General features: G+C 72.7%; 22 protein-coding genes and 2 pseudogenes. 9 read left to right on the top strand and 15 right to left on the bottom strand.

What is annotated here, in order from left to right:
• Positions 1 to 4 precede the first annotated feature (4 nt).
• The 4 genes from HB370_RS37075 to HB370_RS37060 are packed head-to-tail and all read right to left on the bottom strand — an operon-like array spanning position 5 to position 4,366.
• Positions 5 to 1,351 carry an STM4012 family radical SAM protein gene (locus HB370_RS37075; protein WP_030786986.1) on the bottom strand — a complete coding sequence of 449 codons (1,347 nt, stop codon included), beginning with the start codon at positions 1,349 to 1,351 and terminating at the stop codon, positions 5 to 7.
• A complete protein-coding gene (locus HB370_RS37070) occupies positions 1,348 to 2,187 on the bottom strand; it encodes an STM4013/SEN3800 family hydrolase (protein WP_030786987.1) in 840 nt (279 codons plus the stop codon). The genes HB370_RS37075 and HB370_RS37070 overlap by 4 nt, the downstream gene beginning before the upstream one ends.
• Before the next feature lie 46 nt (positions 2,188 to 2,233).
• A complete protein-coding gene (locus HB370_RS37065; RefSeq protein WP_051815953.1) occupies positions 2,234 to 3,409 on the bottom strand; it encodes an STM4014 family protein in 1,176 nt (391 codons plus the stop codon).
• A complete protein-coding gene (locus HB370_RS37060; RefSeq protein ID WP_030786991.1) occupies positions 3,410 to 4,366 on the bottom strand; it encodes an STM4015 family protein in 957 nt (318 codons plus the stop codon).
• 165 nt (positions 4,367 to 4,531) lie between these two features.
• Here HB370_RS37060 and HB370_RS37055 point away from each other — a divergent pair, with 165 nt between their 5' ends.
• Complete coding sequence (locus HB370_RS37055) at positions 4,532 to 4,858, top strand: hypothetical protein (protein ID WP_030786994.1); 327 nt, start codon at positions 4,532 to 4,534, stop codon at positions 4,856 to 4,858.
• A 42-nt stretch (positions 4,859 to 4,900) separates the two neighbouring features.
• On the top strand, positions 4,901 to 5,908 hold the full coding sequence (locus tag HB370_RS37050; RefSeq protein ID WP_244405774.1) for a DUF6745 domain-containing protein: 1,008 nt from the start codon (positions 4,901 to 4,903) through the stop codon (positions 5,906 to 5,908).
• Between the two features lie 101 nt (positions 5,909 to 6,009).
• Here the strand turns inward: HB370_RS37050 and HB370_RS37045 are convergent, their stop codons facing one another.
• Positions 6,010 to 6,699 (bottom strand): PepSY domain-containing protein, encoded by a 690-nt coding sequence (locus tag HB370_RS37045; protein WP_078637634.1) that lies wholly within the window; start codon positions 6,697 to 6,699, stop codon positions 6,010 to 6,012.
• A gap of 173 nt (positions 6,700 to 6,872) precedes the next feature.
• On the opposite strand from HB370_RS37045, the gene HB370_RS37040 reads away from it, so the two are divergent.
• From HB370_RS37040 to HB370_RS37030, 3 genes are all read left to right on the top strand, one after another.
• Complete coding sequence (locus HB370_RS37040; protein ID WP_030787005.1) at positions 6,873 to 8,387, top strand: MFS transporter; 1,515 nt, start codon at positions 6,873 to 6,875, stop codon at positions 8,385 to 8,387.
• A gap of 133 nt (positions 8,388 to 8,520) precedes the next feature.
• The gene (locus tag HB370_RS37035; protein WP_030787008.1) at positions 8,521 to 8,736 is read left to right on the top strand and encodes a hypothetical protein; all 216 of its coding nucleotides are present in this window, start codon (positions 8,521 to 8,523) and stop codon (positions 8,734 to 8,736) included.
• Between the two features lie 63 nt (positions 8,737 to 8,799).
• On the top strand, positions 8,800 to 9,225 hold the full coding sequence (locus HB370_RS37030) for a pyridoxamine 5'-phosphate oxidase family protein (protein ID WP_030787011.1): 426 nt from the start codon (positions 8,800 to 8,802) through the stop codon (positions 9,223 to 9,225).
• Between the two features lie 32 nt (positions 9,226 to 9,257).
• Here the strand turns inward: HB370_RS37030 and HB370_RS37025 are convergent.
• A pseudogene (locus tag HB370_RS37025) lies at positions 9,258 to 9,601 on the bottom strand (carbonyl reductase); the annotation flags it as partial.
• Here HB370_RS37025 and HB370_RS37020 point away from each other — a divergent pair.
• A pseudogene (locus HB370_RS37020) lies at positions 9,560 to 9,895 on the top strand (hypothetical protein); the annotation flags it as partial. The pseudogenes HB370_RS37025 and HB370_RS37020 overlap by 42 nt on opposite strands.
• Before the next feature lie 16 nt (positions 9,896 to 9,911).
• On the opposite strand, the gene htpG reads toward HB370_RS37020, so the two are convergent.
• Positions 9,912 to 11,813 carry a molecular chaperone HtpG gene (gene htpG, locus HB370_RS37015; protein WP_030787018.1) on the bottom strand — a complete coding sequence of 634 codons (1,902 nt, stop codon included), beginning with the start codon at positions 11,811 to 11,813 and terminating at the stop codon, positions 9,912 to 9,914.
• A 294-nt stretch (positions 11,814 to 12,107) separates the two neighbouring features.
• Here htpG and HB370_RS37010 point away from each other — a divergent pair, with 294 nt between their 5' ends.
• The gene (locus HB370_RS37010; RefSeq protein WP_030787021.1) at positions 12,108 to 12,587 is read left to right on the top strand and encodes an SRPBCC family protein; all 480 of its coding nucleotides are present in this window, start codon (positions 12,108 to 12,110) and stop codon (positions 12,585 to 12,587) included.
• Positions 12,588 to 12,713: 126 nt separating this feature from the next.
• Here the strand turns inward: HB370_RS37010 and HB370_RS37005 are convergent, their stop codons facing one another.
• The 3 genes from HB370_RS37005 to HB370_RS36995 all read right to left on the bottom strand — a co-directional run bounded on the left by HB370_RS37005 (position 12,714) and on the right by HB370_RS36995 (position 15,093).
• Positions 12,714 to 12,923 (bottom strand): hypothetical protein, encoded by a 210-nt coding sequence (locus HB370_RS37005; RefSeq protein ID WP_030787024.1) that lies wholly within the window; start codon positions 12,921 to 12,923, stop codon positions 12,714 to 12,716.
• A 20-nt stretch (positions 12,924 to 12,943) separates the two neighbouring features.
• Entirely contained in the window at positions 12,944 to 13,660 is a 717-nt protein-coding gene (locus tag HB370_RS37000; protein WP_030787027.1) for a hypothetical protein, read from the bottom strand.
• Positions 13,661 to 13,866: 206 nt separating this feature from the next.
• Positions 13,867 to 15,093 (bottom strand): alginate lyase family protein, encoded by a 1,227-nt coding sequence (locus tag HB370_RS36995; RefSeq protein ID WP_030787029.1) that lies wholly within the window; start codon positions 15,091 to 15,093, stop codon positions 13,867 to 13,869.
• 239 nt (positions 15,094 to 15,332) lie between these two features.
• Between HB370_RS36995 and HB370_RS36990 the strand changes: the two genes are divergently transcribed.
• The gene (locus tag HB370_RS36990) at positions 15,333 to 16,154 is read left to right on the top strand and encodes a lipase family protein (protein ID WP_030787031.1); all 822 of its coding nucleotides are present in this window, start codon (positions 15,333 to 15,335) and stop codon (positions 16,152 to 16,154) included.
• Positions 16,155 to 16,183: 29 nt separating this feature from the next.
• Here the strand turns inward: HB370_RS36990 and HB370_RS36985 are convergent, their stop codons facing one another.
• The 4 genes from HB370_RS36985 to HB370_RS36970 form a co-directional block, all read right to left on the bottom strand.
• Positions 16,184 to 16,813, bottom strand: a complete 630-nt coding sequence (locus HB370_RS36985) for a cupin (protein ID WP_078637635.1) — start codon at positions 16,811 to 16,813, stop codon at positions 16,184 to 16,186.
• A gap of 16 nt (positions 16,814 to 16,829) precedes the next feature.
• A complete protein-coding gene (locus HB370_RS36980; RefSeq protein ID WP_030787039.1) occupies positions 16,830 to 17,759 on the bottom strand; it encodes a PmoA family protein in 930 nt (309 codons plus the stop codon).
• A complete protein-coding gene (locus HB370_RS36975) occupies positions 17,756 to 18,871 on the bottom strand; it encodes a Gfo/Idh/MocA family oxidoreductase (protein ID WP_030787042.1) in 1,116 nt (371 codons plus the stop codon). The genes HB370_RS36980 and HB370_RS36975 overlap by 4 nt, the downstream gene beginning before the upstream one ends.
• 293 nt (positions 18,872 to 19,164) lie before the next feature.
• Complete coding sequence (locus HB370_RS36970) at positions 19,165 to 19,446, bottom strand: metal-sensitive transcriptional regulator (RefSeq protein ID WP_030787045.1); 282 nt, start codon at positions 19,444 to 19,446, stop codon at positions 19,165 to 19,167.
• Between the two features lie 344 nt (positions 19,447 to 19,790).
• Between HB370_RS36970 and HB370_RS36965 the strand changes: the two genes are divergently transcribed.
• The gene (locus tag HB370_RS36965; RefSeq protein ID WP_030787048.1) at positions 19,791 to 22,046 is read left to right on the top strand and encodes a heavy metal translocating P-type ATPase; all 2,256 of its coding nucleotides are present in this window, start codon (positions 19,791 to 19,793) and stop codon (positions 22,044 to 22,046) included.
• Between the two features lie 67 nt (positions 22,047 to 22,113).
• On the opposite strand, the gene HB370_RS42215 is transcribed toward HB370_RS36965, so the two are convergent.
• Positions 22,114 to 22,773, bottom strand: coding sequence for an aminotransferase class I/II-fold pyridoxal phosphate-dependent enzyme (locus HB370_RS42215; RefSeq protein WP_244405772.1), 660 nt, complete (start codon positions 22,771 to 22,773; stop codon positions 22,114 to 22,116).
• Positions 22,774 to 22,976: the final 203 nt, after the last annotated feature.

Below are 22,976 nucleotides of genomic sequence, written 5' to 3'. Positions count from 1 at the left end.
CCGCCTACTTGCTTTCGTAGGCGGCCATCGCCGCCCGTACGGCCGGGGAGAACAGCTGGGGGCCGATCGCGTCGGAGTGTGCCAGCCCTTCCGCGGTCAGGCGCAGCCGGCGGGTGCTGTCCGGCTCCAGCCAGCCGCGTGCGGCGAAGCGGTTCAGCTCGGCGCCGAAGTCCTCGGCGGGGTCGGTGCCGAAGCGCGCCCGGTAGTCGGCGACCGCCAGGCCCTCCGCCTGGAGCAGGGACTGCAGCAGATGGCGGCGGCGGGCCTCGTCCGGTGTCATGCGGCGGCCGTACTCGGCGTGCGCGAAGCCGGCGGCGGGCCGGGCCACGTAGTCGTCGATGATGGCGCGGATCTCGTGCATGCCGACGGCGTAGTCGAAGGAGTAGTGCAGTGCGGCCGTGTACGAGCGGGCGCCGCAGCCGAGGCCGATCATGCCGTCGGTCTGGCAGGCGTGGTCGTCCGGGCCCTCGGGCGGGGCGTCGGCGCGGCGGAACATGCGCATGGAGTGCTGGACGTAGCCGTGTGCGAGGAGGTGGTCGCGGCCCAGCCGGTACAGGCGCAGTCGTTGCTCGTCCCAGGCCGGGTCGGGGCCGGGGCGGCGGCGGTCGAGGCCGGTGAGGGGCCGGACGTAGAGGGGGTAGAGGTACAGCTCCTCGGGGTGCCAGGCGAGGGCGGCGTCCAGGGAGTGCAGCCAGGTGGCGTCGGTCTGGCCGTCGATGCCGTAGATGAGGTCGATGTTCAGCACCGGGATGGCCGCGTCCCGGATCCGGGCGAGGGCCGCCTCCACGTCCGCGCGGCGCTGGGGGCGTACGGCGGCGCGGGCCTCGGTGTCGACGAAGCTCTGCACACCGAGGCTGAGCCGGGTGGCGCCCCGGTCGGCGAGGACGGTGAGGCGGTCGGCGGTGGCGGTGGCGGGTGACGCCTCGACGGAGAGCGGTACGGCCCGCAGGTCGGCGCCCATCCGGTGCTCGGCTATGTCGCACAGGCGCGTCAGTTCGGCGGCGGTGAGGAAGGTGGGCGTGCCGCCGCCGAACGCGGCCGTCGCGAAGCGGACGCCGGCACTGTCGCCGAGGGCGGCGCGGACCGTCGTCGCCTGGCGTTCCAGGGCGTCGAGGTAGGCGGTGGTGAGGCCGTCGGGGGCGCCGATCCGGGTGAAAAGGTTGCAGAAGCCGCAGCGGACCTCGCAGAACGGCACGTGCAGATAGAGGGAGAGCGCGTCCTTGGGTTCCGCCGCCCACAGGGTGGTGAGCGCGGGGCGGTCGGGCAGGGGACCGTAGGCGGTCTTGTGGGGGTAGGCGTAGACGTAGCTCTGGTACGGGCTTGCGTCGGTGGGCTGGGGGGCGAGCGTCATCGGGCGGCCTCGGCGGGCGTGGGGTCCTGGGGGCGGTCGGGGTTCAGGACGAAGTGGGCGTAGGGCACGGTCCACACGGACGGGTGGCCGAGGCGGTGCCCGGTGTAGCCGTCGTCGCCGTAGGCGGTGCCGTGGTCGGAGCAGACGATGGTGAAGCAGGGGCGCCTGCTGCTCGCGGCGGCGAACAGGCGGCCGATGTGCCGGTCGACGTATTCGAGGGCGGCGGCGTGTGTGGCGCGGGTGTCGCCGGCCTCGCGGGTGGCGCCGGGCAGGTGGAACCAGTTGGGCTGGTGCAGGGCCGACACATTGACGAAGAGGAACAGCCGCCGGTCGGCGGGGAGCCGGCTCACGACCTGTTCGGCGCGGGTCACCTGGGCCTCGAAGGAGGTGGGTGAGGCGACGCCGAACTCCGGTTCCCAGTGGGACTCCTGGAACAGTCCGGGCAGCACCGAGCCGAGCGGGCCCTGCTTGTTGAAGAAGCCCACTCCCCCGATGCACACCGTGTGGTAGCCGTCCTTCGCGAGGGCGGAGACCAGGTCGGGGGTGTCGTAGACATAGGTGCCGTCGGCGGTGGTCTCGCTGCCCGCGAAGCGCGCGGCGAACAGCCGGGGGTGCGGGCCGGGGGCCGCCGGTGTCGGCAGGAAGCCGGCGAAGATGGCCTGGTGGGAGGCGTAGGTGAAGCTCCCCGGGGCGTGCCGTTCCTCCCACCGGCCGCCGGGCAGGTGGCGGGCCAGGTGGGGGATGCGGCCGGCCGCCGCCAGTTCGGCCGCCACGTCGTGGCGCAGGGTGTCGAGGGTGACCAGCAGCAGGTCGTGGCTGCCGATGATCCGGTTCATGTCGAGTTGCCCGGCGCGGCCCGGGGGCTGGTGCGAAGGCGTCGGGTCAGGCGAGGGCATGGGGTGTTCCCGTTCCGTTCTCGTGCGGGTGGGGTGGCGATGTGTGCCGGGTGAGGGCGGCGGCGACCTGTGTCGCGTAGGTGTCGAGGCCCTCGGCGCCGCTGCCGGGCAGGCCGGTGAGCCCGGGCAGCAGGTCGCCGAAGGCGTTGACCTCGCCGACGGCGGCCCGGCGCCAGCCGGTGGCCGGCAGCAGGTCGACGCCGACGCACAGGGTGCGCGGGAAGCAGGCGGCGGCCTGTTCGCACACTCCGAGGATGTCGGCCCAGCGGGCGCCCGACGCCTCGACGGCGGCGCGGGCGGCGTCGAGGTCGCCGCGCCGGCCGCCCAGGTGGAGGTTGGTCAGCGGGGAGGCGCCGGTGCGTACGACGGCGTGGGTGGCCTTGCCGGCGACCACGACGACCCGCAGGTCGGCGGCGCGGCCCCGCTGGGAGGCCTTGGGCAGCCAGCGTTCCAGGTGCAGGCCGTCGGGGGCCAGGGTGTCGACGATGGCGGCGATCCGCCGCTCGTCGGTGTAGCGGTGGATCCGCAGCGAGTTGAACAGCCTTCCGTCCGGGGCGAGTTCGACCGAGGTGGTGGCGCGGATCCGGCCGCCGCCCGCGGCCTCGACCGCGAGCACGCCGGACGCGGACGAGCCGTGCGCGAGCTTCACGAACAGCCGTGGCATCCGGTGCTCGCGCATCAGGGCGCGCACATCGCCCCAGCCGCGGACGGGCGGTGCGTGAGCGCCGGAGGTGGGCGAGTACGGCACGGGCACGTCCGCGGCGGCCAGGACGGCGTGGCAGCGGCGCTTGTCGAACAGCACGGCGAGGTCGTCCGGGTGGTTCAGGCGGGTGCCGCCGCGCAGGCCGCGCAGCACGGAGGTCAGCGTGGCGTACCAGCGGGCCGAGCCCTCCACGCGGGTGGGGTCCTCGGCGCCGCGCAGCAGCCGGTCGGCCTCGGCGTTCTCGCCCGGGGAGTCGAGCCGGACCAGTTCGCCGGCGTCGAAGTCGGCGCCGCCGGCGCGCAGGACGTCGGCCCAGGCGACGACGCGCGGGGCGGGCAGGCCGGCCGCGCGCACGGCTCGGGCGAAGAGCGTGACGCGGCGGTTCTCGGGGTTGCCGACCACCGCGAAGCGCACGTCGCCCGCCTCGCGCGCGCGGAGGTCCTCGTGGTGCGCGGCCACTTACTCGCCCACGGACACGTAGCGCCACACCGTGCCGTCGCTCTCCACGTCCTCGTCGGCGTCGTCCCGGTCGAGGTCCAGCTCGACGCCGGCGGGCTCCAGGGTCTGCCGGAGCCGGTCCAGCAGGGGCTCGGTGATGTAGTGGTGGTGCAGGTCGAGCTTCTTCAGGTGGGTGAGGGGCTGGCCCGCGAGGAGGGCGGAGGCGCCCTCGTCGGTGAGGATGCCCAGGGAGAGGTCCAGCGTCTCCAGGCGGGCCACCACCGGGGCGGAGGCGACGGCCGCGGCGACGGCGTCCTGTATCTCGCTGTCGCGCAGCGCGAGGTGACGCAGGCTGGGCAGGCGCGCCCCGGACAGGATGGGTTCCAGGTCGGCGGGCTCGCTGTCGCCGCCGTAGTCGGGCGTGCCGAGCCACAGGTCGAGGTGTTCCAGGGCGGGCAGGTCGCTCGCGCCGACTGCGCGCACGACCTCGGCGGGCAGCCCGCCGGTCTCCATCGCGAGGGTGCGCAGCCGGGTGTGACGCAGGGCCGTGAACCCCAGGCCCGTTCCGCCGCGCACGCCGAATTCCTCCAGGTCGGGGAAGCCGGTGAGCAGCGGGGTGACGTCCGTCTGGTTGATCCAGGAGATCTCGCACTCCTCGGACTCCATGTCGCCCAGGAAGAGCGCGCGCAGCGCGGGGAGGCGGTCGCGGGCGGCGAGCAGTGCCTCGATGACGGCCGAGGAGTCGGTGTCGTACGCCTCCTGCCAGGCGCCGACGATCAGGGCGCGGACGCGGGTGGTGTCGACCTTGTCCAGGAAGCGGGCGAAGACCTCCTCCCATCCCTCCCCGGCGTCGTAGACGGTGGTGCCGACGCGCCAGGCGACGCCGTCCGGTTCGGGCAGGTCCTTGTTCCAGTCCGGCTCGGGGAACGTGTACACGGGCAGGCCGTGGAAGACGTGCGGGTGGTCGCCAAGGGTCATGCTGCTGCTCCCGGAGCTGGGTCGGACGCGGGGTGATGTGGGCAGTTCTACCAACCGGCACTGACAACGGCGCAGGGCGGGGGGCGTTCGCGGGGGCGTTGTCAGTGGCGGGTCCTACTGTCGGTGGCACGGGGGCGGTGTGCGCCGCCGGGGAGGGGAGTGTTCATGTACCGGCAGGGAGACGTGCTGCTCGTGCCCGTGGCCGAGGAGGCGGTTCCGGCTCATGTGGCGGGCGCGCCACGGGAGCGCAGGGACGGGCGGGGCCGGCTGGTGCTGGCCCTGGGCGAGGTCACCGGGCACGCGCACGCGGTGGTGGGTCCGGGTGAACTGGTGCGGGAGCCGGGGCCGTTGGGGCCGATGCTGCTGCGGCTGCCCAAGGGCGGCCGGGTGGTGCACGAGGAGCACGCGCCGATAGCGCTGCCCGCGGGGTGGTACCGGGTGGTGCGGCAGCGGGAGTACGTGCCCGGTTCCGTGCGGATCGTGGCGGACTGAGGGGCGGGGCGGACGGTGACGCGGCGGGAGGGATCGTCGGTGGTGCGTGACGACACGGGGCGGGATGCGGCCGGGCAGTGGCGCGCGTGGGCGGCGTCGACGGAGCCGGCCGACCGCACGAGGGCGGAGGCGGGTGTCCGCGCGGCCTATCGCGCGGTGGGGCTGCCCGGGCCGGAGCGTGTGGTGTGGGCGGGTTCGCCGTGCGAGGGCGTCGCGCTGGTGCGGTCCTTGCCGGACAAGGGACCGAGTGTCCGCGAGGCGGTGCGCAGCGCGCCGTGGGCGGCCCGACGGCGTTTGCTGCACGAGGAGTTGGGCGCGGCCGGCTGGGCGGCGCACTGGGCGGCCACCGGCGGGCGGTTGTGGAGCGGGAACCAGGCGCTGGTCGACCGGATCCGGGCGGGTGTGCTGGAGGAACTGGGCGAGGGCCCGGAGATACGGCTGGCGCTGCTGGACGCGGTGCTCGGGCAGCACGACGCGCCCTGGCTCGCGGCGTTCGCCGGGCGGGAGGGTCCCCTGGAGGGGCTTGCCGAGGTGTGCCGCAGCGCGGGGTGGTGGTGGCCGTTCGCGAAGGTGGCGGTGGTCTGCGAGCGTCCTTCGGCGCTGTACCGGGACGAGGCGGGCCGGCTCGACCGCGGTGACGGTCCGGCGCTGGCGTTTCCCGACGGCTTCGCGTTGTACGCGTGGCGGGGCATGCCGGTCCAGGCGTCCTTCGTGGCGGAGCTGCGCACGCTCACCCCGGAGCGCATCCGGTCGGAGGAGAACGCCGAACTGCGCCGGGTGATGCTGGAGTTCTACGGTTACGACCGCTATCTGGCGGACTCGGCGGCCCGTCCGCTGCAGCGGGACGAGACCGGCACGCTGTGGCGGATCGACCTCGAAGGGGACGAGCCGGTGGTGATGGTCGAGGTGCTCAACTCCACTGCGGAGCCGGACGGTTCGCACCGCACCTACTGGTTGCGGGTGCCGCCGGCGACCCGGACGGCACGGCAGGGGGTCGCCTGGACGTTCGGTCTGGCGGAGACGGCGTACGCGCCGCTGCGGGAGACCTGACTCCGGTCCCTTGCCCTGGGCGGCACGACAGACGGCTCCGCACCGCGTCGGAGGCGGTGCGGAGCCGCGGCGGTTCGTTTCCCGGGTCCGCGGGCGGTCCGTCAGTCGCGGTCGACATGCTCCCGGAGGATCTTGCGGTTGGTCGCGTCGATGTCGAAGGTGGTCTTGTTCCAGTCGTCGGTCGTCACGACGTCGACGGACCACTTCGGGGTGCCGCCGTCGGTGTCGTCGAGTTCGACGGCGGTGACGGTGCCCTTGGTCTTGTCCGTGGCCGTCTGCGCGGCCTGCTGCGGGGTGACGGTGGCCTTCTTCAGCAGGTCCGCCAGTTCGCGCTTGTCGTCGCCGTCCTCGTCCTTGGCCTGCGCCTTGCCTGCCTTCCCGTCGGCCGCGTCGACGGAGACGGTGTGGGCGGTGCCGTCGTCCGTGGCGACCTCGGCCTCCCACCGGGGGCTGTCGGGCGGGCCCTTGAGTTCCACGGAGACCGGCTTGGACCGCGACACGGCCCCCACCGCCGCGCTGAGCGCCTGCTCGTAGCCGGTCTTGGCCTTGGGGACGAGCGCCTTGCGCTCCTGCTGGTCCTCGGTGAGGGTGCCGTCCGCCGACGGCGTGGGCGAGGTCGCGGCGGCCTGGGCGGCCTCGGCGGCACCGCTCCGCGCGGCCTCGCCGCCGGTGTCGGTGCCGCACCCGGTGAGCAGCGCTCCGGCCGCGGCTGCCACGCAGATCAGGGTGGTGCCGCGGGAGAGCGGCGAACGGTCACGGCGAGAAAGTATTGCGTCACTCTTTGTGTCCATGCGGTCAGTTTAGGCGAGATGTCCGTTCGGTGCTTGGTCGGCGGTCCATGGCCGGATGCGGTGGCGGGCCGGGGGTCCCGGCCGGGTATGTGTGCCCGGTAGGGGCGGGGGAACTTGGTCCGACCGGTGGCCCCGGTGGATCCGCCCGGTGGCCTCGGTGGAGAGGAGTCCACGTGACAGCGTCGACGTCGGCCGCGGGCGGCCGGGAGCCGGACACCCGCGGGGACGGGTACGAGCCGGATCCGCAGCGGTGGCGCGCCCTGTGGGTCACTCTGGTGGCCGGCTTCATGAGCCTGCTCGACGTCACGATCGTGGCGGTGGCCCTGCCCACCGTCCAGCAGGACCTGCACGCCTCCCCGGCGCAGGTGCAGTGGGTGGTGTCGGGGTACGCCCTGACCTTCGCCCTCGCCCTGGTCACCGCCGGCCGGCTCGGTGACGCGCTGGACCGGCGCCGCATCTTCCTGCTGGCCCTCGGCGGTTTCGTGGTCTTCAGCGCGGCCTGCGGCGCGGCCCCCGACATCACGCTGCTGGTGGCGGCCCGTCTCGCCCAGGGGCTGGCGGCCGGCTTCATGGCTCCGCAGAACTCCGCGCTCATCCAGCAGATGTTCCGTGGCGCCGAGCGCGGCCGGGCCTTCGGCTTCTTCGGCGCCACCGTGGGCATATCCTCCGCCGCCGGTCCGGTCACCGGCGGCGCCATCCTCGCCCTGGCCTCCGGGGACCAGGGCTGGCGGTGGATCTTCTACGTCAACGTTCCCATCGGCATCCTGGCCGTCCTGCTCGGCCGCCGTCTGCTGCCGCGCACCCGGCGCTCCGGGCGGGGCCGGGTGGACCTGCCCGGCGTGCTGCTCCTCGGGCTCGGTGTGCTCGCGCTGATGTGTCCGCTGGTGCTGGCGGAGTCCGGTGGCATCGAGCACCTGTGGTGGCTGTTCCTCGCCGGTGCCGCGCTCCTCACCGTCTTCACTTGGTGGCAGCGCCGTCTCGTCGCCCGGGACGAACAGCCGCTGCTGGACCCGCGCCTGTTCACCAGCGTGCGCGGCTACGCCGTCGGCGCCGGCATCGGCACGCTGTACTTCGTCGGTTTCAGCGGGGTGTGGCTGGTGTTCGCCCTCTTCTACCAGCGGGGGCTGGACTTCTCCCCGCTCCGGTCCGGTCTCGCCGTCACCCCCTTCGCGCTCGGCTCGGCGAGCGCGGCCGTGGTCTCCGGCCGGCTGGTGGAGCGGTACGGCCGTCTGCTCACCGTCTGCGGCCTCGCGGGGGTGATCGCCGGCCTGGGCGGCACCGCGCTGCTGCTGCGGCTCGCGCCGCTGGATCTCGCGCCCTGGGTCGCCGCGCCGGTGCTCTTCCTCGGCGGCGTCGGCGGCGGCTTCGTGGTCTCCCCCAACATCACCATGACCCTGCGGGACGTGCCCGTGCGCATGGCGGGCGCGGCGGGCGGCGCGCTGCAGACCGGGCAGCGACTGGGCGCGGCGCTGGGCACCGCCGCGCTGCCCGGCCTGTTCTACCTGGTGCTGGGCCGCGACGGCGACTACCGCGGTGCTCTCGTCACCGCGCTGGGCGCCGCGCTGGCCGGCATGGCGGCCTCCCTGGCCCTCGCGGTGTTCGACTGGCGGCGCGACCGGCGGCGGAACCCGCACCGGAAGTGTCCGGACGAGGTCGCCAACGCACCCGTGCACGCCCGGCAGACCTGACGCGCGCCGTGCGGGGCCGGGAGGCGGCGGCAGGGCCATCAGGGTGGTCCGGGCCCGTGTCGGGCGGCGGGCGCGTGCCCGGTTGGCCATGCTGGCCGGGAGCGGCACCCCTCGCGGCGACAAGGAGCACGGCATGCCGACGGACCCGGTCGAACGATTCCTGGCGGCACTGGATCCCGACCACCGGAAGGCCGTCGGCGCACGGCCGCGCGAGGAGCAGGAGCGGCTCGCGGCGGCCTGGGAGCGTGAGCTGGAAGCGGACGACGAGCTGGACACCCTGGACGAACTGTCCCCGCCGGCGGCGGAGGCCGAGGCGGCCCGCCGGGTCCTGGAGCGCGGCACCGGCTGACGCGCCCCCGCCCGGGCCGTAACGCTCTTGGTCCGCGCCACACCGGCACGTTAAGGTCGGCCGATGGCACTCTCGAAGCGTGAACGCGAGTTGTTTCTGGCGGAGCCGCACATCGGTGCGCTGTCGGTCGCCGAACATCCGGACCGCGCCCCGCTGACGGTTCCCATCTGGTACCAGTACACGCCGGGCGGCGACCTGTGGGTGCGCACCGGGCCCGACTCCCGCAAGGGGCGGGCGATCCGCGCGGCGGGGCGCTTCAGCCTGATGGTGCAGCGCACCGAACCGACCGTGCGCTACGTGTCCGTGGAGGGCCCGGTCGTCGCGACGGCCCCGGACAGTCCCGAGCTGTCCTGGGAGATGGCCGCGCGATACCTCCCCGAGGACAAGGTCGCCGCCTTCGTGGAGTACGACCGGACCCACCTCGGCGAGCACTTCATCGTCACCATGCGTCCCGAGCACTGGGTGGCCGCCGACCTCGGAGCCTTCTGAACCCGCCCGGCCGCCGGGCGACGCCCTCGCGGTCAGGGGGTGAGCAGCCGCTCCTGCTCCACCGGGGGCGCGCCGTCGTACCAGGACAGGGCCTTGCCGAAGCGGACCGGCTCGCCGTGGTGGGCCGGGGCGACGCGCTCGGCGAAGACCAGGTCGAGCACGGCCGCGGCGGCCTGGGCCGGTGACTGGGCCCGGCTGTAGTCGGTGAACCAGGGGCGCGAGGTGGCGGTGTCGACCATGCCGGGGCACACCGCCGCGACGAGTGTGCCGGTGGCGAGGTCACGCTCGCGGCGTCCGGCGGCGACCTGGGCCACCTTCGAGGCACGTTCAGCCAGACCGGCCAGTCGGCCTCCCGGGCGGTGCCGTCGTGGATCGCGAGCGGCCCGAGATCGTCCACACCGCCCGCGACTGGCCGGCCAAGCTGCACGTCGTGGCCGCCGGCTGCGGGCTGCGGGCTGCGGGCTGCGGGCTGACCACGGTGCCCGCGGCTCTCGCCGCCGACGCGCCGCCGGGGGTCCGCGTGCTCCCCGTCCGCGGCGGGCCGCAGGAACAGCGGCGGCTGCTCCTGGCGCGCCTCCTCCATCCGCCGTCCGAACCGGCCGGCCTCGTGGCCGCCGCCCTGCGCGCGACGGCCCTCGACCTGGGCGCCCCCGCTCCGCCGTCGCCGTGACGCGGAGCGGGGTGGTTCACAGCGAACGTTCCAGGCGGTCCGCCATCAGCTTGACGAAGCGGGCCGGCTCCTTGGGCTGGCCGCCCTCGGCGAGCACCGCCAGGCTGTACAGCAGCTCGGCGGTCTCGGCCAGCTCCGTGCGGTCCTCGCGCTCCTTGTACGCCTGGTTGAGGCCCTTCACCAGCTGGTGGTCGGGGTTCAGCTCCAGGATCCGCTTGGCGCGGGGCACTTCCTGGCCCATCGCGCGGTACATGTTCTCCAGCGCCGGGGTGAGGTCGTGCGCGTCGGAGACGACACAGGCCGGGGAGACGGTGAGGCGGGAGGACAGCCGTACGTCCTTGATGTCCTCGTCCAGCCGCTCCTTCATCCAGCCGAGCAGCCCGGCGTACTCCTCGGTCTGCTTCTCCCGGTCGTCGTCGGCGCCGTCCTCGTCCTTGGCGTCGAGGTCGATCTGTCCCTTGGCGACGGAGCGCAGCTTCTTGCCCTCGTACTCGCCGACGGCGTCGGCCCAGACCTCGTCGACCGGGTCGGTGAGCAGCAGCACCTCGATGCCCCGCTCCCGGAAGGCCTCCATGTGCGGGGAGTTCTCGATGCTCTGCCGGGACTCGCCGGTCAGGTAGTAGATGTCCTCCTGGCCGTCCTTCATCCGCTCCACGTACTGCTTCAGCGTGGTCGGCTCGGTGTCGTGGTGGGTGCTGGCGAAGGAGGCGACGGCGAGGATGGCGTCGCGGTTCTCCGCGTCGGTGATCAGTCCCTCCTTCAGGACCGTGCCGAACTCCCGCCAGAAGGTGCCGTAGCGCTCCTGGTCCTTGGTCATCATCTCCTTGACCGTGGACAGGACCTTCTTGGTCAGCCGGCGCCGCATCATCTCGATGTGGCGGTCCTGCTGGAGGATCTCGCGGGACACGTTCAGCGACAGGTCGGCGGCGTCCACGACGCCCTTGACGAAGCGGAGGTACGGCGGCAGCAGCGCCTCGCAGTCGTCCATGATGAACACGCGCTTGACGTACAGCTGCACGCCCCGCTTGAAGTCGCGGGTGAACAGGTCGTGGGGCGCGTGCGCCGGGAGGAAGAGCAGGGCCTGGTACTCGAAGGTGCCCTCCGCCTGGAGCCGGATCGTCTCCAGCGGGTCGCGCCAGTCGTGGCCGATGTGCTTGTACAGCTCGTGGTACTCGTCGTCGGACACCTCGTCGCGGGGCCGCGCCCACAGCGCCTTCATGGAGTTGAGCGTCTCGGGCTCGGGCGTCTCGGCGTCGTCACCGGACTTCTCGGGCACCATCCGGATCGGCCACGTGATGAAGTCCGAGTACCGCTTGATGATCTCCCGGATCTTCCACGGGGAGGTGTAGTCGTGGAGCTGGTTCTCCGGGTCGGCGGGCTTGAGGTGCAGCGTGACGGATGTGCCCTGCGGCGCGTCGTCGACCTTCTCCAGGGTGTACGTGCCCTCGCCGCGCGAGGACCACCGGGTGCCCTGGCTCTCGCCGGCCCGCCGGGTCAGCAGGGTGACCTCGTCCGCCACCATGAAGCCGGAGTAGAACCCGACGCCGAACTGGCCGATCAGCCCGTCCTCGCCGGCCTTGTCCTTGGCCTCGCGCAGCTCCTGGAGGAACTTCGCGGTGCCCGAGTTGGCGATCGTGCCGATGAGCTGCCCGACCTCGTCGTACGACATTCCGATGCCGTTGTCGCGCACGGTGAGGGTACGGGCGTCCTTGTCGATGTCGATCTCGATGTGCAGATCGGACACGTCGGCGTCGAGCGAGTCGTCCCAGAGCTTCTCCAGGCGCAGCTTGTCCAGCGCGTCGGAGGCGTTGGAGACGAGTTCCCGCAGGAAGACATCCTTGTTCGAGTAAACCGAGTGGATCATCAGCTGGAGCAGCTGACGGGCCTCTACCTGGAACTCAAACGTCTCGGTCGGCATGTTCGCGAATACCTCACAGGTCCTGTTGCCCTGAACTGGTGGCAAACACTGTAAAACACCACGTCAGCGCGGTGGCCCGAAGACGGTGGCGGTGGCCGGATCCATACCCCCGCCTGCCCGGCACGCGCTACGGGGGCCGGGGGCGGACCCGGGGGCGCCGGCGAGCCGGCGGCGTTGATCGGATCCGGTGGCCATGACCGTCGGCTCCCCGGGTACCCGGCACTCCCGGCCCGGGCGCGCCGCACACCACGGCCCGCCCGGGACACCCCACCAGCGAGAAAGGGAGACCTGGAGATGAGCACGGTCAAGGAAGCGGTGGAAGTCGGCGTACCGGTGCACACCGCCTACAACCAGTGGACGCAGTTCGAGAGCTTCCCGAACTTCATGGAGGGCGTCGAGGAGGTCACCCAGCTGGACGACCGGCACAATCACTGGACCACGAAGATCGGCGGGGTACGGCGGGAGTTCGACACCGAGATCGTCGACCAGCTGCCGGACGAGCGGATCACGTGGCGCACGGTCGGCGGCGACACCAGCCAGCGGGGCAGCGTCCGCTTCGAGCGGGTGGACGACACCCACACCAGGGTGGAGCTGGTGATGGACGTCGAGACCAGCGGGCCGATGGAGAAGGTCGGGGACCTGATCGGCACCATCGACCGCCGGGTCAAGGGCGACATGAAGCGGTTCAAGGAGTACATCGAGGAACGCGGCGCGGAGTCCGGCGCCTGGCGCGGCCGCATCAAGCCGGGCGACACGGGCCGTCCGGCTCTGTGATCACCGGTACTCCGGCACGGGGCCGCCGGTGAGACCCGACGGTGCCCCACAGGGCGGCGGATCACCGCGTGACCTGACCGTGCCGGGCCGCGGGCGCAGCATCGACGCGGCCCGGCACGGCGTTCCTCAGCCTCCCTGGCAGTCCGCGAAGTGGTCCGTGCAGGGGCCGTCGACGGAGTCCGGCAGGCCGGCGTGGTAGGCCTCCTCGTCCATTTCCTCGTAGCCCAGCTCCCGGTAGGCCGTGGTGTCGCGGAGGTTGTGCACCACCTGGACGCCCTCCCCCTGCCGGGTGAAGTAGCGTGCGCGGAGGTCGGTGGGGACGGTGCTGTCGCTCATGGCTCCCCCTGGTCGGAGATCTAGTCGGAGATCTTGTGCCACGAGATGCGGGGTGCGCGGATCTCGGCGCGTTGCAGCGTGCTGTTCTCGGCCACGCGGCCGGAGGCGGAGGCCACCACGCGCAGGGTGGCCCGGTCGCCGACGACGACGTTCCGTGTGATCGAGCCCTGGCCCACGTGGCACGCCTGGTAGCCGTTGCCGAGCGGCGGGAAACCGTACTGGTGCTGGACCACACCGGCCCCTGCCAGGATCACGTCGTTGTCGCGCTGGAGGGCGAACGTGATCCACACGTTGGTGCTGTACCTGGCGATCGCGCAGATCTGCCCCACGGCCATCGCCGTCACCTGGTACACGCCCGGCTCGGGCAGCGTCGCCACGCAGTCCGTGGCCGTCCACTCGCCGTTGAGGGGCAGCGAGCGGTTCTGGCCGGCGGCCTGCCCGTAGACGGGGGTGAGCCGGGCGCCGATGGTCCAGGTGTCGGGACAGTTGTCGCCTCCGGTGTCGGTGACGTCGATGTCCACCGAGCGCGCGGCGCCGATGTTGCCGCCCCGCTCGATCCCGGCCGGGACCGTGCGCGGAACGAGCAGCCCCTCGGGGGTGCACCTGAGCGCGTTGCAGTCGTCGGGGTTGATGACGGGTTCGAGCTGGTACGGGTCGTTGCGCCGGCCCGTTCCGGTGACCTCGATACAAGAAGTACTGACGATGTCCGTGTTGTTCGGCGGTGGAGGGGTTCCCATGTCACGTCCCTGGCGGTCTCTGCGGGGCGGCTCGCCGATCGGTCGGCGAGCCGAACACTTCGTCAGATGACGCTAGGATTCGGGCGATGAGCCCACAACGGAGCGAAGACGCCCACACGGGTCATCGAGGCAGCGAAAAGTAGTCATCCGATGATGTGAAATACGTGGTTGCGGGGCTCCTTGCGTCGGCAGTCCGCCATGTGACGTCAGTTCGGATTGTCCCCGTGGGTCAGGGTCTCCCAGGCGACGAAGAGATTGTTGCTGCCCGCCGGGCGGTTCTGCGCGGTCAGCGTCCCGGTGTTGGTCATGGCGATGCCCAGTCGGTTGTGCAGGGCGTTGTAGCCGACCTCGGTGACCGGGCCGAGCCCGCGGTTGACGCTGCCGCCGCACAGCCAGCTCGGGACGGCGGCGCCGAGTTCGTACTTCGACTGGAAGCCCAGCGCCTGCCGCAGCCGCTCGCCGACATCGGTGCCGTACAGGTCCTGGCCCTGGATCCGGCTGGTCTCGGCCACGTGCGAGATGGCGGAGATGCCGTATCCGGTGTGGGTGAAGTCGCGGCAGGTCTCCTGGGTGAGTCCGGTGACGAAGGTCGACTGGCCCTGCCAGTACGACACGATCTTGTCGCGGGTGTTCAGGTTCTGGCTCGGGACGGTCTTCGGCAGGTCGCCGTCGGAGGCGAGGTATACATAGGCGGCGGTGCGGGTGCGGAACCTGGCCATGGCGGCGTCGTACGCCGCCTTGTCCTCCAGGAAGACGGAGATGCCCACGGCCGCCTCCATCATGGACAGCTCCCAATTGCCGTTGGAGTTCGAACCGTTGATGACCTCGGGCAGGTAGACGTCGCGCAACATGGTCGCGAACCGGCCCGAGTTGGCCCACGTACCGGTGTACGTGTACTTGATGATCTCGGCGGCCTTCGGCCAGGAGGAGCCCGCCCAGCCCGTCTGGAGGGGCGCGTTGCTGTTGGTGTGGTCCCGGAGCACGGCGGACCAGGCGTCCATCAGCTCGATGGCCTTCTTCGCATAGCGCTCGTCGCGGGTGATGTACCAGGCGAGCGCGTCGGTGTACGCCGCGATCGCGTCCTCGCGCTCGTCCGTGCAGCCGTAGTTCGGGTTGGAGTACGAACCGCACTCGACGACGGCACGGGGCTTCGGGGTGCGGTTGAGGCTCGCGTACTTGCTCGCCATCATCTGGTCGTAGGCGCTCTTCCAGGGCTGGACGCCGGCCAGCACCTTGCCGCGGGCGAAGTCGAGTTGGGCCCGGGAGACGGTGACGCCGGGGTGCGTGAAGGCGGTGGGCGCGGCCTGCGCCCGCTGGGTGCCGGGCCAGGAGAGCAGCCCGGTGGCGAGCAGGGTCGCGGCCGCGGTGAGCGCGAGAGCGGAACGCGGGGACTTACGGCGGCGGCGTCGGGCGGGTATGTCCTTGTCCTGCATCTGATCCGTCCTCGTATGTGAACGTCATACGGCTTCCTGAACGGCCGAGTTGACGAGACGATAGGTACGGACCAACCACCCGTCAAGGGGCGGCGCCGACCGCGCTGGCCTGTACGGGTGGAGACGGGCGTGTCGGGTCCGGGGCCGGAGGCGGCGGAGGCATAGATGGCAGGGGCGGGCCGGGAGCGTGAACGGCCCGTCGGCCCCAGTGCCCGGCCCGGAGCGAGGAGGATCCTGCTGTGCCTGTTCCCGTGGAGATCGATCAGCGTTCGACGGACTACAGCCTCGAACGCGCCTACTGGCTGGCGCTGGCTTCGGACCTCGCCTACAAGGACGAAGCCACCATCGAGGCGCAGGCGAGGAAGTGGGGATTCGACACCGTCCGGCACCACGAGACACGCTTCACCCCGCCGTTCCCGCTCCAGGACACCCAGGCCTACACCATGGCCGGCGACAACATGATCGTGACCGCGTTCCGCGGGACCGAACCGCGGCAGATCAAGGACTGGCTCTCCGACGCCACGACCCCGCCCCGGCAGGGACCCGCGGGCACCGGGCGCGTCCACGACGGCTTCGGCGAGGCGCTGGAATCGATCTGGCCGGATGTGAAGAACACCCACGCCGAACTGCGCACCAACGGCCAGACCGTCTGGTTCACCGGACACAGTCTGGGCGGGGCGCTCGCCATGCTCGCCGGCGCCCGCATGTACCTGGAGGACCCGCGTCTGGCCGCCGACGGCGTCTACACCTACGGCCAGCCCCGCACCTGCGACGCCGCGCTGGCCAGGGCCTACAACAAGGGCTACAAGGGCCGGATGTACCGGTTCGTGAACAACAACGACGTCGTCCCCCAGATGCCGCCCGCACCCCCCTACTCCCACGTCGACGCTCTGCGCTACATCGACTCCCACGGCAAGGTCCGCGACGAGATGCCGGTGATCGGCGGACTGTTCGACCACGCGGCGGGGCTGACCGCCGACCCGCTGGCACCCGCCGGCGACGGTCTGCGCGACCACTTCATGCGCAGCTACCTCACCGCGCTGGAGAAGAACCTCTCCTGATCCCGGCCCGCGCGGGCGAGATCCGCGCTCTACGAGCCGGTCGGCTCCCACCCGTAGCCGCGGCCGTCGTACGGCGGTGTCGTGCCCGGCAGCGCGTACTCGTCACGGTGCAGCCACAGCTCGCGCCAGCGGGGCACCTCGGCGCGGACCAGGCGGGCGGCGGCGCGCTGGAAGTCCCGGTAGGGCCCGGCGTCCCCGGTGGCAAGGGCCTCGCGCAGCCCGAGGCAGCCCTCGACCGCGAGGTCCCTGCGCCGCCGGGCCGCCGCTTCCGTCCGGGGGCCGGTGCCCGGTGGCAGCGCGGCCGCCGCCGCGTACCGCTCGGGATCGGCGAGCACCTCGGGCGGGAAGGTGAACACCGCGTCCCCGGCCTCGGGCAGGCCGCTGTTCCGCATCAGCACGGTGGCGCGCAGCCCGCCGCCCTGCACCATGCGGTGCACGGTGCCCGGGGTGAACCAGGCGACCGTGCCCGGCCGGAGGGGGATGTCCCGGTAGCCGTCGGGGCCGAGGGTCTGCACCGCTCCCCGGCCGCCGGTGACGACGTACGCCTCGGTGCACACCAGGTGCAGGTGCGGGCTGCCGCCGCGCACACCGTCGGCGGCCTCCCAGTCGTAGGCGCTGAGGTGGGACAGGCCGACCGCCCCGGGCAGCGGGCGGGGCAGCCGGGGTCCGGCCCGGTCACCACGGCAGGGCCGCCAGGTGGGCGGCGATCCGGTCCCGGTCCCAGGCGCCGTCGGCGATCACCAGCCGGTAGCGGTAGCCGAAGGACTCCCCCGGCTCCAGGGTGAACTCCTCGAAGAACGCCCAGGAGAAGGCGACCGTGGGGACGGGTTCGGCGCGGACGAACCAGTGGGACTCGTGGATCGCCGACGCCTCGTCCAGGTTCTCCGGCGCGTGCGCGAAGACCAGCGTGGAGTGGCCGTCGGTTTCGTCGTGCTCGGCGGTGAAGGCGAGCCAGGGACTGCGACTGCCCATCAGTTCGGCCGCGCCGGCGTCTTGGGGGCCGGGGGCGAGGACCCGGCCGCCGGTGAAGTCCCGCGGGCCGCGCCACTGGAGGCCGGTGTACCCCGCCAGTTCGCGGCCCGCGGTGGTCGGGGAGCCGAACACCAGGGGTTCCGCGCGGATGTTGGTGAGCCGGATCGACCAGTCCAGGGCCCAGGCGCCGGCCTCCTCGTCGAGCGAGTGCACCGCGATGCCGCGCTTCTCCCGCGCCCACTCCTGCCCGCCGTGCGCGACCCAGGTCAACTCCTCGGTGACGGCGAGCCGTTCGGGCTCCGCGGTGAGGGAGGTGAAGCGGTCGTGGCGCATGGAGCCGACCCGGTCGGGCAGCGCCAGGTAACCCCGGCCGGGCACATAGCTGTTGCCGCCCCAGAAGTTCTGACCGGAGAGGTGACTGGCCGTCATCTGTACGCCCTTGTGCCAGCGGTGGTCGTTCGGGCGGTACCCGGTGACCGTCCGCCCGGACAGGGTGCGGACCGGGTGGGCGTAGGGCTTGGGGGACTCGAAGGGGTCCGGGTCGGGACGGTAGACGTAGCGGAGGATCTCGGTGCCGTCCGGCGCCTGGACCGCGAGGTGCTCGCCGTGGACGTGGCTGACGCGAATGCTCACGCGCGCTCCTTCGGGGCCCAGTCGGGGTGGCCGCCGTGCATGGCCGTGTAGTAGGGATCGCCGGGGCCGATCTCGCCGGCGCGCACGGGCCGCCCGGTGAACGCCGCCTTGTACAGGGCGGCGGCGAACTCCACGGCGACGCGGGCGTCACGTCCGCTGCCGGGCGGCCGTACCCCCTGGTCGTAGGCGTCGAGGAAGGCACCGAGCTGCGCGGTGTGCGAGCTGGGCACATCGGGCGCGGGGGCGCGCCAGGCGGCGACGCGCTCGGGGTCGACGTGCGGGGCCGGGGTGTAGACCCAGTCGTCGTTGCCGTGTCCGTACAGGTGGGTCAACTCCACGGTCGCGTCGGCGCAGTCGACGCGGATGCGGCTCACCTCCTGGGGGGAGAGCACGCTGTTGACGACGGTGGCGAGCGCGCCGTCGCGGAAGCGGACCAGGGCGGTGGAGACGTCCTCGCTGTCGATGTCGTGGACCAGGCGGGCCGCCATGGCGCGGACCTCCTCCCACTCTCCGAGCAGGTGCAGCAGCAGGTCGTACTGGTGGATGCCGTGGCCCATGGTGGGCCCGCCGCCCTCGGTGGCCCAACGGCCGCGCCACGGCTCGGCGTAGTACGCGGCGTCCCGGTGCCAGGTGGTCTGGCAGTGCGCCACCAGCGGGGCACCCAGCTCGCCTCGTGCGATGAGGTCGCGGGCGTGCACGGCGCCCGAGCCGTACCGGTGCTGGAAGACGACCGCGGCGTAGGCGCCGGACGCCTCCTCGGCGGCGGCGATGTCGTCCAGTTCGGCCTGGGACAGGCAGAGCGGCTTCTCGCACAGCACCCAGGCGCCCGCCTTGAGCGCGGCCACGGTCTGCTCCCGGTGCAGCGCGGGCGGGGTGCCGATCAGCACCAGGTCCGGCCGGGCCTCGTCCAGCATGGCCTCCGTCGAGGTGAAACCTGCGACCCGCGCGCCCGCGAGCTGCCGGAAGGCGTCCAGCCTGCCCTCGTCCAGGTCGACGGCGGCGACCAGTTCGACCCGCTCGGCGTGGGCTCTGAGTGCGGGCAGATGGCCGCCGGTGACGATGGCACCGGTGCCGATCACGGCGACGCGGCGGCGGGGTGCGGGCAGGGGCATGCGGCGCTCCTCGGAGGGATCGGCAAGACGCAGACAGCCATGGAAAGCGCTTGCTATCGTACGAGGACGACCCTAGGGGTGAGGAGAGATCAGGACAAGCCCCGGACGGAGAGGCCGTACGGGCAGCGATCGGGCGCCTTGGTGCAGATGCAGCCCCATGCCCTCCGGCGCCGCGTCCGGCCCTCGCGCGCGGGCAGTCCTCAGTGAACATTCATGCGGCCGGGGCGACTTGCGCTCCGTGACGAAGGTTCACACGCGCCGAGAAGACGCCGGCCGGCGACGGCCGGCCGCCGTCAGGAACGCACCAGGCGCGCGATCGCGTCGGACGCCTCCTTCAGCTTCCGCTCGCGCTCCTCGCCGCCCTCGGCGACCGCGGTGCTCACGCAGGTGGCCATGTGTTCGTCGAGCATCTGCAGCGCGAACGACTGCAGCGCGCGCGTCACCGCCGACACCTGGGTGAGGATGTCGATGCAGTAGGTGTCCTCGGCCACCAGGCGCTGGAGGCCGCGGACCTGGCCCTCGATGCGCCGGAGCCGCATCAACACGTCGTCCTTGTGCTTCTTCTGCCCCGCCATGACTCCGCTTCCCTTCCCTCTCCCGAGGGATGCCCCGCACCGCGGCGAGCTCCCTTCAGAAAGATACCCGCGGCCCGTATGAAGCACCCGCGACCGACCGGCCCCGCCCGGCGCGCCATGTGAAGCAGGGCAGCCCAGGGGCGCCTTGACCGGACGTCGGCGCGCGGGCGGAACCCCTGGCGGGCATACCCCCCGGCTGTATACAGCCAATGATCTTTCCGCGCCTTGCTTCTGTGAGGGGCGCGAGGGTATACATAGCTTCACCGATACCCCGTAGGGGTATGCAACCGGCCGCGGGCCGCCACCTGGTCCGCCGGCTCCGCAGTCCCCTGCCGAGGAGCATGATGGCAACAACCACCCCAGACCTGGCCCAAGTCGAGCTGACCATCGGCGGGATGACGTGCGCCTCGTGTGCCGCCCGGATCGAGAAGAAGCTCAACCGCATGGAGGGAGTCGAGGCCACCGTCAACTACGCCACCGAGAAGGCCAAGATCACCTACTCCCCCGCCCTCCAGGTGGCGGATCTGATCGCCACCGTCGAGGCCGTCGGCTACACCGCGGCGCCGCCCGCGCCCATCGCCCCGGAGGGCGGCGAGGCGGGCGAGACCGGCGGCCGGGCGGACGACGAACTGCGCTCGCTGCGCGAGCGTCTGATCACCGCCGTGGCACTGGCCGTGCCGGTCATCGTCCTGGCCATGGTGCCCGCCTGGCAGTTCGACTACTGGCAGTGGCTCTCCCTCACCCTGACCGCGCCGGTGGTCACCTACGCCGCCTGGCCCTTCCACCGCGCGGCCTTCACCAACCTGCGGCACGGCGCCGTCACCATGGACACCCTGATCTCGGTCGGCACCGCCGCCGCGTTCCTGTGGTCCCTGTGGGCGCTGTTCTTCGGTTCGGCCGGCACCCCGGGGATGACCCACGGCTTCGAGCTGACCATCTCCCCCTCGGACGGCGGCGGGAACCTCTATCTGGAGACCGCGGCCGGGGTGACGGCCTTCCTCCTGGCGGGCCGGTACTTCGAGGCACGCTCCAAGCGCATGGCCGGCGCCGCCCTGCGGGCCCTGATGGAGCTGGGCGCCAAGGAGGTCACCGTACTGCGCGGGGGCCGCGAGGAGCGGATCCGGATCGAGGACCTGGCCGTGGGCGACCGGTTCATCGTCCGGCCGGGCGAGAAGATCGCGACCGACGGCACCGTGGTCGAGGGCAGTTCGGCGGTCGACGCCTCCATGCTGACCGGCGAGTCCGTGCCCGTGGAGGTCGGCGAGGGCGACGCCGTCACCGGCGCGACCCTGAACGCCGGCGGCCGGCTCGTCGTCCAGGCCACCCGGGTCGGCTCCGACACCCAACTGGCCCGGATGGCCCAGATGGTGGAGGACGCGCAGAACGGCAAGGCCGCCGCGCAGCGGCTCGCGGACCGGATCTCGGCCGTCTTCGTGCCCATCGTGATCGGGCTGGCCGTGGCCACCCTCGGCTTCTGGCTCGGCAACGGCGCCGGCGCCACGGCCGCCTTCACCGCGGCCGTGGCGGTGCTCATCATCGCCTGCCCCTGCGCCCTGGGCCTGGCCACCCCGACGGCCCTGCTGGTCGGCACCGGCCGCGGTGCCCAGCTCGGCATCCTCATCAAGGGACCGGAGGTCCTGGAGACCACCCGGAAGGTCGACACCATCGTGCTGGACAAGACCGGCACCGTGACCACCGGCCGGATGAGCCTGCTGGCCGTGCACCCGGCCGAGGGCGTGGACGAGCGCGAGGTGCTGCGGCTGGCGGGCGCGCTGGAGCACGCCTCCGAACACCCCATCGCCCAGGCCGTCGCCGCCGGTGCCGCCGACCGGGTCGGCACACTGCCGGCCCCGCGGGACTTCCGGAACCTGCCGGGGCTCGGTGTGGAGGGCGTCGTGGACGGGCACCGCGTCCTCGTCGGCCGGCAGAAGCTGCTCGCCGAGCGGTCCATGGAGCTGCCCGCCGGCCTGGCGCGGGCCGGGGCCGACGCCGAGGCCGCGGGCCGTACGGTCATCACGGTGGCCTGGGACGGTGAGCCCCGCGCCGTCCTGGAGGTCGCCGACGCCATCAAGGAGACCAGCCCCGAGGCGATCCGGCGGCTGCGGGCGCTCGGGCTGACCCCGATCCTGCTCACCGGGGACAACGAGACCGTCGCCCGGTCCGTGGCCGCCGAGGCGGGCATCGACCAGGTGATAGCGGAGGTCATGCCCGAGGACAAGGTGGACGTGGTCAAGCGCCTCCAGGGCGAGGGACACTCCGTCGCCATGGTCGGGGACGGTGTCAACGACGCGGCGGCGCTGGCCCAGGCCGACCTGGGCCTGGCCATGGGCACCGGCACGGACGCGGCCATCGAGGCGGGCGACCTCACCCTGGTCCGGGGGGACCTGCGGGTCGCGGCGGACGCCATCCGGCTCGCCCGGCGCACCCTCGGCACCATCAAGGGCAATCTGTTCTGGGCGTTCGCCTACAACGTCGCCGCCCTGCCGCTCGCCGCGACGGGACTGCTCAACCCCATGATCGCGGGTGCCGCGATGGCGTTCTCGTCGGTGTTCGTCGTCAGCAACAGCCTGCGGCTGCGCCGGTTCCGGGCCGCCGCCTGAACCACGGCACGGCGGCGGGGCGGTCCGGCACGGTCCGCCCCGCCGCCGTCGTACGTCCGCGCGTGTGTCAGGTCAGGGACTCCCGGATCCGGCGCGGGATGTCCTCCAGGATGTCCCGGGAGGTGGCGAAGTCGAGGCGTACGAAGCCCGCACCGCCCGGTCCGAAGGCGCGGCCGTCGTTGAGCAGGACCCTCGCCTCGCCCTGGAAGAAGGTGTAGGGGTCGGGCTCCAGCCCCGGTGCGCGGCAGTCCAGCCAGGCGAGGAACGCGGCCTGCGGCATCCGGTAGCCCATCCCGGCCGGGAGCCCGTCGCGCACCAGCGCGGCGTTGCGGGCCAGGACCTGCCGCCGCCGCGCCGGCCAGTCCTCCCCGTGCCGCCGGGCGGCCAGGGTGACGGCGACCCCGAAGGTGTTGGGCTCGCCGTGCGGATGGGTGGGACGGGTAGGCGCCTCGCGCACCGCGGCCGCGCCGACATGGGCGACGGCGCAGCGCACACCGGGCACGTTGAACGCTTTCGTGGCCGAGGTCAGGGTCACCGTCCGGTCGGCCACCTCGTCGGCGAGGGAGGCGAACGGGATGTGCCGGTACGGGTCGTGGACCAGGCCGGCGTGGACCTCGTCGGCGACCACCAGCAGGTCGTGGCGCAGCGCGAGCCGGGCCAGCGCCCGCAGTTCCTCGCGGCCGAGTACCCCACCCGTCGGGTTGTGCGGGTCGACCAGCGGCAGCACCCGGGAGCCGCCCCCGCACAGCTCCCGGTCCGGCCGGTCGGTCGGTGTCGAACGTCCAGGCGTCGCCGTCCGGGGTGGCCGAGTTACGGCGACCGGGCACTGGCGGGCCGCCCAAGCTGCGGCCGTTGCGGAATGGCCACCGCGTGCGGGCGCCGGCCCATGCCCGCGATGGTCTCCAGGAACGGCGGGTAGGCCGAGGTGTG

The sequence above is a fragment of the Streptomyces sp. DSM 40868 genome (assembly GCF_011820545.1).
In the GTDB taxonomy this organism is placed as follows: domain Bacteria; phylum Actinomycetota; class Actinomycetes; order Streptomycetales; family Streptomycetaceae; genus Streptomyces; species Streptomyces eurythermus.
Note: the sequence above shows the minus strand (reverse complement) of the source record. Positions and strands in the feature narration are given on the sequence as shown.

Coding starts and splice junctions, on each gene's coding strand:
- HB370_RS37075 (WP_030786986.1), bottom strand. CDS start 1,351: ATGACGCTCGCCCCCCAGCCCACCGACGCAAGCCCGTACCAGAGCTAC.
- HB370_RS37070 (WP_030786987.1), bottom strand. CDS start 2,187: ATGAACCGGATCATCGGCAGCCACGACCTGCTGCTGGTCACCCTCGAC.
- HB370_RS37060 (WP_030786991.1), bottom strand. CDS start 4,366: ATGACCCTTGGCGACCACCCGCACGTCTTCCACGGCCTGCCCGTGTAC.
- HB370_RS37055 (WP_030786994.1), top strand. CDS start 4,532: ATGTACCGGCAGGGAGACGTGCTGCTCGTGCCCGTGGCCGAGGAGGCG.
- HB370_RS37045 (WP_078637634.1), bottom strand. CDS start 6,699: ATGGACACAAAGAGTGACGCAATACTTTCTCGCCGTGACCGTTCGCCG.
- HB370_RS37035 (WP_030787008.1), top strand. CDS start 8,521: ATGCCGACGGACCCGGTCGAACGATTCCTGGCGGCACTGGATCCCGAC.
- HB370_RS37030 (WP_030787011.1), top strand. CDS start 8,800: ATGGCACTCTCGAAGCGTGAACGCGAGTTGTTTCTGGCGGAGCCGCAC.
- htpG (WP_030787018.1), bottom strand. CDS start 11,813: ATGCCGACCGAGACGTTTGAGTTCCAGGTAGAGGCCCGTCAGCTGCTC.
- HB370_RS37010 (WP_030787021.1), top strand. CDS start 12,108: ATGAGCACGGTCAAGGAAGCGGTGGAAGTCGGCGTACCGGTGCACACC.
- HB370_RS37005 (WP_030787024.1), bottom strand. CDS start 12,923: ATGAGCGACAGCACCGTCCCCACCGACCTCCGCGCACGCTACTTCACC.
- HB370_RS37000 (WP_030787027.1), bottom strand. CDS start 13,660: ATGGGAACCCCTCCACCGCCGAACAACACGGACATCGTCAGTACTTCT.
- HB370_RS36995 (WP_030787029.1), bottom strand. CDS start 15,093: ATGCAGGACAAGGACATACCCGCCCGACGCCGCCGCCGTAAGTCCCCG.
- HB370_RS36975 (WP_030787042.1), bottom strand. CDS start 18,871: ATGCCCCTGCCCGCACCCCGCCGCCGCGTCGCCGTGATCGGCACCGGT.
- HB370_RS36970 (WP_030787045.1), bottom strand. CDS start 19,446: ATGGCGGGGCAGAAGAAGCACAAGGACGACGTGTTGATGCGGCTCCGG.
- HB370_RS36965 (WP_030787048.1), top strand. CDS start 19,791: ATGGCAACAACCACCCCAGACCTGGCCCAAGTCGAGCTGACCATCGGC.